The sequence below is a fragment of the Nonomuraea sp. NPDC049637 genome (genome assembly GCF_040675235.1).
In the GTDB taxonomy this organism is placed as follows: Bacteria; Actinomycetota; Actinomycetes; order Streptosporangiales; family Streptosporangiaceae; genus Nonomuraea.
In genome coordinates this window covers 30,660-43,589 of the sequence record NZ_JBFAOM010000043.1, presented here as the reverse complement: position 1 = coordinate 43,589, position 12,930 = coordinate 30,660, and the positions used below count along the sequence as shown (strand labels likewise).

General features: G+C 72.5%; 10 protein-coding genes. 6 read left to right on the top strand and 4 right to left on the bottom strand.

Features of this window, described 5'->3' with window-relative positions; genetic code table 11:
* Positions 1 to 2: 2 nt before the first annotated feature.
* From AB0J71_RS39235 to AB0J71_RS39220, 4 genes are read left to right on the top strand one after another with little or no spacing between them, the layout of a single operon-like run.
* Complete coding sequence (locus AB0J71_RS39235; RefSeq protein WP_364419162.1) at positions 3 to 1,163, top strand: mandelate racemase/muconate lactonizing enzyme family protein; 1,161 nt, start codon at positions 3 to 5, stop codon at positions 1,161 to 1,163.
* Positions 1,164 to 1,177: 14 nt separating this feature from the next.
* Complete coding sequence (locus AB0J71_RS39230) at positions 1,178 to 1,843, top strand: GntR family transcriptional regulator (protein WP_352324935.1); 666 nt, start codon at positions 1,178 to 1,180, stop codon at positions 1,841 to 1,843.
* Entirely contained in the window at positions 1,836 to 3,239 is a 1,404-nt protein-coding gene (locus tag AB0J71_RS39225) for an NAD-dependent succinate-semialdehyde dehydrogenase (RefSeq protein ID WP_352324933.1), read from the top strand. The genes AB0J71_RS39230 and AB0J71_RS39225 overlap by 8 nt, the downstream gene beginning before the upstream one ends.
* Positions 3,240 to 3,262: 23 nt before the next feature.
* Positions 3,263 to 4,276: a DUF2804 domain-containing protein gene (locus AB0J71_RS39220; RefSeq protein WP_352324932.1), complete on the top strand. Its 1,014-nt coding sequence runs from the start codon at positions 3,263 to 3,265 to the stop codon at positions 4,274 to 4,276.
* A gap of 5 nt (positions 4,277 to 4,281) precedes the next feature.
* Here the strand turns inward: AB0J71_RS39220 and AB0J71_RS39215 are convergent, their stop codons facing one another.
* The 4 genes from AB0J71_RS39215 to AB0J71_RS39200 all read right to left on the bottom strand — a co-directional run bounded on the left by AB0J71_RS39215 (position 4,282) and on the right by AB0J71_RS39200 (position 9,995).
* Positions 4,282 to 4,794: an FxsA family protein gene (locus AB0J71_RS39215; RefSeq protein WP_364419160.1), complete on the bottom strand. Its 513-nt coding sequence runs from the start codon at positions 4,792 to 4,794 to the stop codon at positions 4,282 to 4,284.
* Positions 4,795 to 4,891: 97 nt separating this feature from the next.
* Complete coding sequence (locus AB0J71_RS39210; protein ID WP_352324930.1) at positions 4,892 to 5,638, bottom strand: polyprenol monophosphomannose synthase; 747 nt, start codon at positions 5,636 to 5,638, stop codon at positions 4,892 to 4,894.
* On the bottom strand, positions 5,635 to 7,296 hold the full coding sequence (gene lnt, locus AB0J71_RS39205; protein WP_364419158.1) for an apolipoprotein N-acyltransferase: 1,662 nt from the start codon (positions 7,294 to 7,296) through the stop codon (positions 5,635 to 5,637). Before lnt ends, AB0J71_RS39210 begins: the two co-directional genes overlap by 4 nt.
* 533 nt (positions 7,297 to 7,829) lie before the next feature.
* The gene (locus tag AB0J71_RS39200) at positions 7,830 to 9,995 is read right to left on the bottom strand and encodes an ATP-binding domain-containing protein (RefSeq protein WP_364419156.1); all 2,166 of its coding nucleotides are present in this window, start codon (positions 9,993 to 9,995) and stop codon (positions 7,830 to 7,832) included.
* Positions 9,996 to 10,336: 341 nt separating this feature from the next.
* Between AB0J71_RS39200 and AB0J71_RS39195 the strand changes: the two genes are divergently transcribed.
* Both AB0J71_RS39195 and AB0J71_RS39190 read left to right on the top strand, forming a co-directional pair.
* Positions 10,337 to 11,533, top strand: coding sequence for an ROK family transcriptional regulator (locus AB0J71_RS39195; protein ID WP_364419154.1), 1,197 nt, complete (start codon positions 10,337 to 10,339; stop codon positions 11,531 to 11,533).
* Positions 11,534 to 11,597: 64 nt separating this feature from the next.
* Entirely contained in the window at positions 11,598 to 12,929 is a 1,332-nt protein-coding gene (locus AB0J71_RS39190; RefSeq protein WP_352330748.1) for an ABC transporter substrate-binding protein, read from the top strand.
* Position 12,930: the final 1 nt, after the last annotated feature.

The window sequence follows — 12,930 nt, the reverse complement described above, 5'->3', positions numbered from 1 at the left end:
CGATGAGGATCACAGACGTCCGCGCGCGGGTCATCGAGCTGCCCTATCCCCGGCCGTTCGTGCCGTCATGGGCCCCGGAGGGCGCGCACCGGGCGATGTCGGCGGTCATCGTCGAGGTCGAGACCGACGAGGGCATCGTCGGGGTGTCCGGCGGCGACATGGGCCACGGCACCGGGCCGATGCTGCTGGAGGCGATCCGCGGCTGGATCCGCCCGCAGCTCGTCGGCCTGGACGCCTTCGACACCACGCACGTCGCCAACCGGCTGCGGTACGTGGCCGAGTACGTCTTCCCCCGGCCGTGGGTCGTCGGCGTCGCCGTGTGGGACGCCGTCGGCAAGGCCTGCGGGCAGCCGCTGTACAAGCTCTGGGGCGGGCACTCGGGAGCTGTCCGCGCGTACGCGAGCTTCGGCGAGCTCCGCGACCCGCGGCAGCGGGCCGAGGACGCCCTGGCCGCCGTCGAACGGGGTTTCCAGGGGATCAAGCTGCGCGTGCACGCGGCCACCGTCGCCGAGGACGTGCGGCAGGTCGCCGCCGTGCGGGAGGCGGTCGGCCCCGACGTGGCGATCATGGTGGACGCCAACCAGGCGGCCGCCCGCTGGCGCTACGCCCCCGACGGCACCCGCCTGATCTGGGACTTCGAGCGCGCCCTGACCACCGCCAGGGAGCTGGCCGGGCTGGGCGTGGCGTGGCTGGAGGAGCCGCTGCCCCGGCACGACTACCGCGCCCTGTGCGAGCTGACCGCGGCCTCGCCGATCCCGATCGCCGGCTGCGAGCACAACCGGGGCATCGGCCAGCTCGTGCGCATGCTGGAGGATGGTTGCTTCGACATCTTTCAGCCCGACGCGAACGAGAGCGAGGAGATCGGCGCGCTGCGCGACTTCGGCGCCATGGCCGCCGCCCGGCAGCGCAAGGTCATCCCGCACGCCTGGGCCACCGGGCTCGGCGTGGCGGGCAACCTGCAACTTTGCGCCTCGCTGCCGAACTGCGACTGGCTGGAGTACCCCTACGATCCGCCGGTGATCGTCCCGGACGTGTTCCACGCCATGCTGACCGAACCGCTGCTGCCCGACTCCCGCGGTCTCGTCGCCGTTCCGACGGGGCCCGGAATCGGTGTAGAGCTGGACCACGCGGCGATCGAGCCGCTCACCGTCCAGCGGGTCTGAAGGGCTCCTCAACCATGGCCGAATCACGTTCCCCCTTCCGCACCAAGGCGGATCTTGCGGCGGAGCACATCAAACATCTGATCATGAGTGGCCAGGCGCCTCCCGGCACGAAGATCACCACGAGGGTGGTGGCCGAGGCCGTGGGCATCAGCGAGACGCCCGTGCGCGAGGCGATCAAGCAGCTCTGCTCCGAGGACTGGCTGGTCGAACGCCCGCACGTCGGCGCCGTGGTCGCCGAGCTCACGGTGGCCAACGTGCGCGAGCTCTACAGCGTCCGGGCCGCGCTCACCGCGCTGGCGCTGGAGCTGGGCGGCGTGCCGCTGGAGGGCGCGCGGCTGGCCGAGGTCGACGCCGTGCTCGCCGAGTGCGAGACCGCCGTCGCCCGCGAGGACGTCGCCGCCTTCGCCCGCCTCAACCGGCGCTTCCACTCCCTGCTGTGCGACACCGAGCACAGCAAGCTCACCCACCGCATGCTGCAGAGCCTGTGGGCCCGCACGGAGACCGCCCAGCGCGGCTTCCGCCTGGTGCCCTGGCGGCTGCCCAAGTCGCACGCCGAGCACATCGCCATCAGGAACGCCCTGGTCGAGGGCGACATCCCGCTGGCGGGCAGGCTGCAGCACGCGCACGAGATGGCCGCCATGAAGGCCCTCATCGAAGGAATCCAGGAGACACATGGCTGACACCCGCAGGGCTCTCATCGGAGCCGCATGGCAGGAGGCCGACCAGACCTTCACCGTCCGCTCCCCCGCCACCGGCGAGCCGCTGGCGCAGGTCGCCGACTGCGGCCCCGAGCTGGCCACGCAGGCGATCGACGCGGCCGCGGCGGCGCTGCCCGGCTGGCGGGCCATGCCCGCGCACGAGCGCGCCGGCCTCATGCGGGCCGCCGCCGGCGAGCTGACCGCGCGGGCGGACCGGATCGCCGCGATCATGACGGCCGAGCAGGGCAAGCCGCTCGCCGAGGCGACCGGCGAGGTGCTCTCGGGCGCCGACCACCTGCTGTGGGCCGCCGAGGAGACCCGCCGCCTGTACGGTGAGACCGTGCCCGGCGCGCACGAGGGCAACCGCATCTGGCTGCTGCCCGAGCCGGTCGGCGTGGTCGCGGGCATCACCCCGTGGAACTTCCCGGTCTCGATGATCACCCGCAAGCTCGGCCCGGCGCTGGCCGCCGGCTGCACGGTCGTGCTGAAGCCGGCCGAGCAGACCCCGCTGTCAGCGATCGCGGTGGCCGAGGCGTTCGTCGCGGCCGGGCTGCCGCCGGGCGTGTTCAACCTGGTCACCACGTCCCGCCCGGCCGCGTTCGGGCAGGCGGTGATGACCGACCCGCGAGTGCGCAAGGTGTCCTTCACCGGCTCCACCGAGGTCGGCCGCGAGCTGATCAGGCAGAGCGCCCACGACGTCAAGCGGCTCAGCGTCGAGCTGGGCGGGCACGCGCCCGTGCTGGTCTTCCCCGACGCCGACCCGGTCGCCGCCGCCCGCGCGGTGGCCCGCAGCAAGTTCCTCAACGCCGGGCAGGCCTGCACCTCGCCCAACCGCCTCTTCGTCCACTCCTCGCTGGCCGCCGCCTTCACCGACGAGCTGGTGCGCCAGGCGCGGGCGGCCGAGCTGGGCCCGCTCATCGACGAGGCGGCCGTGGCCAAGGTGAGCAGGCACGTCGAGGACGCCGTCACGAAGGGCGCGGCCGTCCTGACCGGCGGGCGGCGTCCGGAGGGGGCGGGCACGTACTACCCGGCGACCGTGCTGGGCGGGGTGAGCGAGGACATGCTGGTCTGCCGCGAGGAGACGTTCGGGCCGGTCGCGCCGGTGCTGGAGTTCGACGACTGCGACACGGTCGTCGAACGCGCCAACGCCACCCCGTACGGCCTGACCGCCTACGTGTGGACCAACGACCTGACCAGGACCCTGCGGGTGGCCGAGGAGCTGCAGTTCGGCATGGTCACCGTGAACGGCGGCCCGCTGGCGCCGCCGCAGGCGCCGTTCGGCGGGGTCAAGAGCAGCGGCTACGGGCGCGAGGGCGGCCACCACGGGGTGGCCGACTACCTGGAGTACAAGTACCTCAGCGTGGGGCTGGGACGATGACGGAGAGCACGACGGAGAGCACGATGAAGACGAGCCCGCGCGCGGTCGCAGAGCGCGAGATCACCCGCCGGGTCGACCTGTGCCTGCCCGACGGCCGGCTCAACCCGGCCGCGGTCGGCTGGAGCCGCACCCCGCTGCACCGCGCCAACATCCGTGGCTGGGGCCGCACCATGCGCTGGGACTACTGGTGCGTCACCAGCCCCGGCCACGTGTTCGCCTTCAGCGCCAGCAGCCTCGACTACCTGGCCGGCGAGTCGGCGTTCTTCCTCGACCGGCGCACCGGCGAGCAGGTCTCCAGCCGGGGCCTGCTCGTCCCGGCCAGGGGCGTGTCCTTCTCCGAGCGCGGCGGCGAGGGCAGCGTGCGCATCGGCGCCGGCCCGGTCCGCATCAGCGTCGACGAGACCGCCGACGGCACCCGGCTGCGGCTGAAGTCCGCCGAGATCGCCGCTGACGTGCTGGTGCGCCGGGTGCCGGGCCGCGAGAGCCTGTCGGTCGTGGTGCCCTGGAGCCCCCGCCGTTTCCAGTACACGGTCAAGGACGTCGGCCGGCCCGCCGAGGGCACCGTGCGCGTGGGCGGGCTGACCTACGAGTTCGACCCGGCCGAGGCCCTGGCCACGCTCGACCTCGGGCGTGGGCGCTGGCCCGGCGACATCCGCTGGAACTGGGGGGCGGCCGCCGGACGGCCCGGCGGCCGCGACGTCGCCCTGCAGATCGGCGGCAAGTGGACCGACGGCACCGGCAGCGTGGAGAACGGCCTGATCCTCGACGGCCGGCTGCACAAGATCAGCGAGGAGCTGGTCTGGCGGTACGACACCACCGACTGGCGCGCGCCCTGGCGCATCGAGGGCGAGCGCGTGGACCTGGAGTTCGTCCCCGAGCACGTGCGCGAGGCCGACGTGCGGCGCGCGTTCTACATGCGCAGCCAGGAGGCCCAGGCGTTCGGCCACTACCGCGGCACGGTCGTCGCCGACGACGGCGCGAGCGTCACGGTCGACGGCCTGTACGGCTGGGCCGAGGAGGTCTACCGGCGCTGGTAGCGCCCTCAGGCGTCGCGGTCGTGGCGGATGACCTCGCCGTGGATGACCTCGCCGTGGATGACCTCGCCGTGCACGACCTTGCCGCCCTGCGGGGCCCGGTCCACGCCGGGCGCCGGCGGGAACACGTTCGCGTACGGCGAGGCCGCCGCCATCCGCTTGATCCGCCGGTCGAAGAACGACGACGCCAGCCGCCGCATCAGCGGCCGGGTGAAGGGCAGTACGAAGACGAAGCCGACGACGTCGGTGAAGAAGCCCGGGATCGTCAGCAGGGCGCCGCCGGCCAGCACCAGGCCGCCGTCGGCCAGCTCACGGTCGGGCACCCGGCCCTCCGACAGGGCCGCCTGCAGACGCCGCCAGACCCGGCGGCCCTCGCGGCGCACCAGCCAGGCGCCCAGCAGGCTGCCCGCGATCAGCAGGCCGACGGTCGGCCATCCGCCGATCATCGATCCGACCTGGATCAGCAGCCAGACCTCCAGCACCGGGACGCCCAGCAGGGCCAGCAACAGCAGCAGCCGCATCGTTTCCTCGATTCCGCGCACACGTACATCAGGAACAACGTCCGGCGGGCCGCGCGCGTTCCTGGACGCGGATCCTCACGCGCCCGTCAGCCGCCGGTCAGCCGCGGGTGCGGCGCAGGCGGCGGGGCAGGCCGGTGACGCCCCACATGCCGATGCGCCACAACGCCTCGGACATGACCTTGCCGTTCATCTTGCTCTTGCCGACCGTGCGCTCGACGAACGTGATCGGCACCTCCACCACCCGCAGCCCGTGCCTGGACGTGCGGAGCGTGAGGTCGACCTGGAAGCAGTAGCCCTGCGACTCGACCCCGGCCAGGCCCACCTTCTCCAGCGTGGCGGCCCGGTAGGCGCGGAAACCGGCGGTGGCGTCGCGCACCGGCAGGCCGAGCATCACCCGGGTGTAGATGTTGGCGCCCTTGGACAGCAGCTCGCGCCGGTGGGGCCAGTTGACCACCTTGCCGCCGGGCACGTAGCGGGAGCCGATCGCCAGGTCGGCGCCGTCGGCCAGCGCCTGCAGCAGCTTGGGCAGCTCCTCGGGCTGGTGGGAGCCGTCGGCGTCCATCTCGACCAGCACGTCGTAGCCCTCGCCCAGGCCCCAGCGGAAGCCGGCGATGTAGGCCGCGCCGAGCCCCTGCTTGCCCGGCCGGTGCAGCACGTGGACGTGCTCGTCGGCCTCGGCCAGCGCGTCGGCGGCCGCGCCGGTGCCGTCGGGGCTGTTGTCGTCGGCCACCAGCACGTGGGCGTCCGGCACGGCGGCGCGCACCCGCTCGACGATCGCGGGCAGGTTGTCGCGCTCGTTGTAGGTCGGGACGACGACGAGCACCCGGCCGACAGTCTCCATCATGAGCCGTTCCCCATTCGGTCGCCTCGCCTGCCGCGCCGTGCGGCGACTCCGACAGCCACCGCTCCCATCAACATCAATGCCCATTCAGGAAGGTCGCCCACCTTTGTGGCGATCGTTTCCTGGGTGCGTACGGGCACCTTGACCACGTTCATGTCAGGGACAAGTTCACGGGTCTGCCAGGAGACTTTACCGTCAGGCGTGACATATGCGGAGATCCCGGTCGTGGCGGCCGTGACGACGGCCCTGTTGTGCTCGACGGCCCGCAGCTTGGACATCGCGAGCTGCTGCGGCGGCAGGTTGGACAGCGCGTAGCTGGCGTTGTTGGTCTGCACCACCAGCGGGGTGCCGCCGGCGCGCACGGTGCCGCGCACGGTGTCGTCGTAGGCCACCTCGTAGCAGTTGACCGCGCCGATGGTGACCGGGCCGAGCTTCAGGTCGCCCGGCCTGGTGCCCGCGACCGACTGCCGGCCGACCAGGTTGGCCCGCTCCCACAGGGCCAGCACGATCTCCTTGAACGGCGTGTACTCGCCGAACGGCACCAGGTGCTGCTTGTCGTAGTAGGCGCCGGGACCGCTCACCGGGTCCCACACCAGGCTGCGCGTGGCGCGGTGCTCGTCGCCGATGGCCACGACGGCGCCGACCAGGGTGGGGACGCCGACGTACTTGACCGACTCGTCGATGACCTGGCGGGCGAAGGCGCTGGTGTAGGGGTCGATGTCGGTGGAGTTCTCGGGCAGGACGACGATGTCGGGCTTCGGCAGGGCCCCGGCGCGCACGGCGTCGGCCAGCCGCTTGGTCTCCTCGGCGTGGTTGCGCAGGACGACGGCCGGCTCGTCGCCGAGCGGGTGCATGCCGCGCCCCGGGACGTTGCCCTGCACGATGCCGACGTTGATCGAGCGGCCCTCGTCGCCCGGCCTCGGCAGGACGAGCGTGAGCAGCGGCACGGCCAGCGCCACGGCCACCGGGACGGCCCTGCGCACGACGTGGTTCACGGCCCTGCCCACGGGGGCGGCGGGCCGCACCAGGACGGCGTGGGCCAGCAGGGCGCCGCACAGCGTGACGGCGAAGGAGACCAGTGGCGCGCCGCCCAGCGCGGCGTAGGAGGTGAACAGCGACTCGCCCTGGCTGAAGGCCACCCGCGCCCACGGGAAGCCGCCGACGGGCACCAGGCTGCGGATCCACTCCATCATCACCCACAGCGCGCCGAACCACAGCGGCCACAGCCGCAGCCGGAACACCAGGGCCGCCAGGGCGGCCATGACGGCGTAGAACACGCTCTCGGTGGCCACCAGCATGACCCAGACGTCGTCGCCGATCGTGCGCACCCAGGCCAGGGTCGGGAACAGGAACACGGCGCCGCCCAGATAGCCCAGCCACGCGGCGCGCCGGGGACGGGCGCGGTAGAGGGCGGCGACGATCAGCCCGATGCCGATCGGCGCGCACAGCCACCAGTCGAGCGGCGGGAAGGCGGTGTAGAGCAGCAGCCCGCCGGCGACCATGGCGGCGACCCGCGCGGCCAGGACCCACCGGCGCTCACCCTGGGCGCCGATGCCTTCGACCGCGGAGGAGACGGTGTCCGCGGGGCCGTCGGCGGCCTCCGCCTCGGGAGCCGGTTCGCGCCCGGGGACGGGCGGAACGCTCGTCTTGTCCTGAACCACGCCGGGTCTCCTCGCACAATCGCACGCCTGCTTGCGAAAACGCTACCGCCCCGGGGCCGCGCTCAGGCCGGCGGCGCACGCGAAGATCGAAAATGGAGATCGAGAACGGCCGCTCACAGGCGGCCGGCTGGGTGATCCCGTTAGGGACGGGATCACCCGGCGCGATCCGCGATCCTGCGCACGAGAGCGGGAAGAGGGCCCGGAAACCCTTCGGACCGGACCCGTCTCGTCGGCGGCGAGCGCGGAATTCCGTTGTCTACTGGGCTCCCGGACCCGTCCCGGGTCCAACCCCCCAACCGGTTGGGGTGCCCCGACTCGACGGACCGACGGCCCTGCACCTGGCTGTGTGGACGAAGTCACGCTCCGTCACGGACGCAGGATCCGGCGATGTCAGAGACGGCCAACCGGCCAAGTCCCGTGCTGGACTGCGCAGCAAACTACCGACTCCACCTCAGATGTCAACCGTGTCCCGATCAGCGGGAACATCAAGTTTCCGCAGGTGGGACATGTTCGGCCTGCCATCGCAAAGCGGGTCAAAGCCCATTTGCCGACGTCGGGGACCTGCCCGGCAGGCCCGACAGCGCCTGCGACAACGGCCCTTCGTGGACGACGCCCAGCCGGTGCGTGGCACGGGTCAGAGCAACATACAGGTCGCTCGGCCCGCGTGGCGACTGGGCGGCGATGAGGTCCGGCTCGGCCACGATCACCGAGTCGAACTCCAGGCCCTTGGCGTCGGCCACGCCCATCACCGCCAGGGGCGCGTCCAGGGCGGCGGCCCCGGCGGCCCGTCCGGCGCCGGGCGTGACCACCGCGGCGCCCTCCACGGCCGCGACCAGCCGCGCGCCGAGCGTGTCCAGCAGCGCGTCGGGCACCACGACGGCGACCTTGCCGCCCTCCGCGACCTCCGCCCCGGCCAGCTCCGGCAGCGCGGACAGCGGCGCCGACCAGGGCCGCGCGCCGAGCTCGCGCACGGACGTCGGCGCCTGCAGGGCCGGGTCGATGGTGGCCAGCACCCGCGCGGCCACCTCCATGAGCTCCACGGGCGTGCGGTAGTTGACCGTCAGCCGCTCCTGACGCCAGCGCCCGGCCACGTACGGGTCGAGCACCTGCGCCCACGAGCGCGCCCCCGCCGCCGAGCCGGTCTGGGCGATGTCGCCGACGATCGTCATCGACCGCGTCGGGCAGCGCCGCATGACCGCCCGCCAGGCCATCGGCGACAGCTCCTGCGCCTCGTCCACGATCACGTGCCCGTAGGCCCAGGTGCGGTCGGCGGCGGCGCGTTCGGCGGTGGTGAGGTAGGGGCCGTCGCCGCGCTGGCGCTCGGCCAGCCGCTCGGCCTCCATGACGTCGGACAGGCCGGTCAGCTCCAGCACCTCGCGCGCGTAGGCCAGCTCGGCCTCGCGCTGGTGCTCCTCGGCCTGCCTCGCTGCGGCCAGCTCCTCCTCGGCCTGCATCGCCGAGGCGCGCAGCACGTGCTCGTCGATGTCGCCCAGCAGCTCGGCGGCCTCGTCCAGCAGCGGCACGTCGGCGTCGGTCCACTCGGCCGAGTCGCGGCGCAGCAGCGCCCTCTCCGCGGGGCTCAGGACGCCCCCCGCCGCCTCGAGCCGCTCGGGTGACCCGTACAGGCCGAGCAGCAGCCGCTGGGGCGTCAGGTACGGCCACAGCCGGTTGAGGGCCGCCTTGACCACCGGCTCGGTCCGCAGCTCCTCGCGCAGGTCGGCCAGCTCGTCGTCGTCGATGAGCCCCTTGCCGATCTTGCGGGCCTGCTGCCGGGCCAGCGCGTTCAGCAGCGACCTGACGAACACCGCGCGCGCCTGGTTGTGCGGGCGGCGCGAGCGCACGGCCTTGTTCTTGGCCGCGTCGAGCATGGCGCGGTCGACGGTGAGCGTCAGCCGCCCCACCGTCAGCTCGACGGGCTTGCGCGGCACCTTCTGCCGCTCGCGCACCGCGCGCTCGATCACCTGGGCCATCCGCGCGTCGCCCTTGACCGCGGCCACCTCCGGACGGTCGCGCCGGGTGGCGGTCACGCCGGGGTACAGCTCGCCCACGGTGGACAGCAGCACGTCGGTCTCGCCGAGCGAGGGCAGGACCTGCTCGATGTAGCGCAGGAAGGTGAGGTTCGGGCCGAGGATGAGCACGCCGCGGCGCTCCAGGCGCTCCCTGTGGGTGTAGAGCAGGTAGGCGGCCCGGTGCAGGGCCACGACGGTCTTGCCCGTGCCGGGGCCGCCCTGCACGACCAGGACGCCGTTGAGGTCGCTGCGGATGACGCGGTCCTGCTCGGCCTGGATGGTGGCGACGATGTCGCGCATGCGGCCGGTGCGGCGCTCGTCGAGGGCGGCCAGCAGCGCGGCCTCGCCGTTGAGGGTGGCGCGGTCGTCGTCGGTGAGCGCGTCGAGGTCGAGCAGGTCGTCGTCGACGCCGACGACGTTGCGTTCCCTGGTCTGCAGGTGGCGGCGCCTGGTCACGCCCATGGGCGCGGCGGGGGTGGCGCGGTAGAACGGCTGCGCGACGGGCGCGCGCCAGTCGATGAGCAGGCGGCGTTGCTCGTCGTCGGTGAGGCCGAGCTTGCCGATGTAGAGGCGGCCCTCCTCGACGTGGTCGAGCCGGCCGAAAACCAGGCCGCGCTCCACCGCCCAGAGCCGGGCCAGGCGCCCGGCGTACATGTCGGCGAAGGAGTCGCGCTCCGATCTGTTCTGCATCGTGCCGACGGCACCCGTGGCCAGCACCTCCTTGAGCCGGCGCTGGGTGCGCTCGCGCAGCTCGTCGAGGCGGTCGTACAGACCGGTGACGTAGGACTGCTCCTTGGCGAGCTCCGTTTGACGAGTTGCCGCCTGACCATTATTGTGGTTAATGGGACACTCCGGGCCATTCTGCTTGTTGTTGCGACAAACGATGACATTAGCACGCCTGTCGAGGCACTCCCATCTTCCCTTCCCCCTTCCGGGTCACGGCTTGGTTTCGCCCTCTTGACCAGCATGGGAGAACTCCCTATGTTCTCGAGTTAGGAAAGTTTCCTAACTTCGTCGAAGGGGTCCTCCTGATGAGCGGTCCGGTTCCGGGAACGCCCAGCCTGCTGCGCGCGATCAACGACCGCGCGGCCCTGCGGGCGCTCCTCGAGCGCGGGTCGCTGACCCGTCCGGAGCTGGGCGCGCTGACGGGCCTGTCCAAGCCCACCGCCTCCCAGCTCCTGTCGCGCCTCCAGGACGCCGGGCTGGTGGTCCTGGACGGCATCAGGGAGGGCCTGCCGGGCCGTACCGCCGAGGTCTACCGGATCAACCCGGCGGCGGCCTACGTGGGCGCCCTCGACGTCACCCCCGACCGCATCGAGGCCCGCGTCGCCGACATCACCGGCACCGTGGTGGGCTCGTACACGCTGCCCACGCCCCGGCGGCCGGGCGGCGAGCTGGTCGACCGGCTGGGCGCGGCGCTGGCCGGCGCGAACCCGCCGGACAAGCTGCGCCGGGTCGTGATCGGCGTGCAGGCGGCGATCGACCCGGCCACCGGCCGGCTCGGCTACGCCGCCGCCAAGGACGTGCCCGGCTGGCAGATCGACGACCTCGTGCCCACCCTCAGCGCGGGTCTCGGCACGGCCGTGGACGTGGAGAACAACGTCAACCTCGTCGCCCTGGCCGAGCAGGCGCACGGCGCGGCGCGCGGGCACTCCGACTTCGTGCTGCTGTGGGCCGACGAGGGCATCGGCTCGGCCATCGTGCTCGGCGGGCGCATGCACAGGGGCGCGACCGGCGGCGCGGGCGAGGTGGGTTACATGCCGACCCCGGGCGCGCCGACCGCCCGCGAGGCCGGCCGCTACGCCAACCACGGCTACCAGGCGCTCACCGGCGGCCCGGCCGTGCTGCGGCTGCTGCGCTCCTACGGCGTGCACGGCACCGACTTCCGCCAGGCCATCGCCAAGGCGGTACGCGTCTCGGAGGGCTCGGGGCAGAAGGCCGACGACGCCAAGGCGGGGCTGCGCGACATCGCCGCCCGCCTGGCGGTGGGCCTGGCGGCCATCACCTCCGTCATCGACCCGGGCCTGATCGTGCTGACCGGCGGCGTCGTGCTGTCGGGCGGCGAGCCGCTGCGCGAGCTGGTCGAGCACGAGCTGCACGCGCTCACCATCCCCCGCCCCGTCGTGCGGCTGTCGCACGTGGAGGGCAACCCCGTGCTGGCCGGGGCGCTCGACCTGGCCCTGGACACCGTGCGCGACGAGGTCTTCAGCTCGACCGTCCCTTCCTAGAGCCTCTTTCTCCATCCCGTTCCACCCTCCCTTCATGATCCCCCAGCGGTAGGAGGCACCCCCCGTGCGCTTCGTCCCCCTGGCGGCCGTCGCGATCCTCGCGCTCGCCGCCTGCACCGCCGGCAGGGAGGCCGGGCCCTCGCTCGGCTCCCAGCCCAGACCCTCGGGCTCGGCCTCCGCGGCCCTCCCGGCGGCCACCATCCAGCTCTGGCACGGATTCTCCACCGACGCCGAGGTCAAGGCGTTCGAGGAGGCCATCGCCGGGTTCCACGCCAAGTTCCCGCAGATCACCGTCAAGGCCACCAAGGGCGTCCAGGACGACCAGATCACCCAGGCCATCCGGGGCGGCAACGCGCCGGACGTGGCGGCCTCCTTCACGACCGACAACGTCGCCCAGTGGTGCAGGTCGGGATCGTTTCAGGACCTCACCCCGGTCATCAAGCAGGACGGCATCGACCTGTCGGTGCTGCCCGAGGTGGCACGTTCCTACACCGGCTTCGGCGGCCGGCAGTGCACGCTGCCGCTGCTGGCCGACGCGTACGGCCTCTACTACAACAAGGCCCTGATGAAGGGCAACCAGCCCCCCAAGACGCTGACCGAGCTGGCCGAGCTGGCCAAGAAGCTGACCGTGCGGGACGCGAACGGCGACATCAAGGTGGCCGGGTTCGTCCCCAGCACGCAGTACTACGAGAACAGCCCGAGCCACCTGGCCCCCATGGTCGGCGCCACCTGGTACAACGCCGACGGCACCTCCGCCATCGGCACCGACCCGGCGTGGAAGGCCCTGCTGCGCTGGCAGAAGGAGCTCATCGACTGGTACGGCTACGACAAGCTGGAGAAGTTCCGCAAGAGCCTGGGCGACGAGTGGAGCGCCGACCACCCGTTCTACAAGGGCAAGATCGCGATGGTCCTGGACGGCGAATGGCGCAACGCCATGATCGCCAACGACGCCAAGAAGCTCGACTACGCCACCGCTCCCCTGCCGGTCGCCGACGACAAGCCCGACCTGTACGGCAGCGGCTTCACCGCCGGCACCGTCATCGGCGTCCCCAAGGGCGCCAAGAACCCGCAGCAGGCCTGGGAGCTGGTCAAGTACCTGACCACCGACACCAGCTCGCTGGTGACGCTCTCCAACGCCCTGCGCAACGTGCCCACGACCAAGGCCGCGATGGAATCGCCCGACCTGACCAAGGACGCGAACTTCGCCACCTTCCTCGACGTCTTCTCCCACCCCAAGACCTCGACGCTGCCGCCGAGCGTCAACAGCGTGTTCAACCAGGAGGCGCTGGCGACCTTCGTCGTCAAGTGGGAGAAGGGCGCGGTCACCGACCTCGACGCCGGGCTCAAGGGCGTGGACAAGCAGATCGACGACAAGCTGAAGCTGTCCGGGGGCTGAT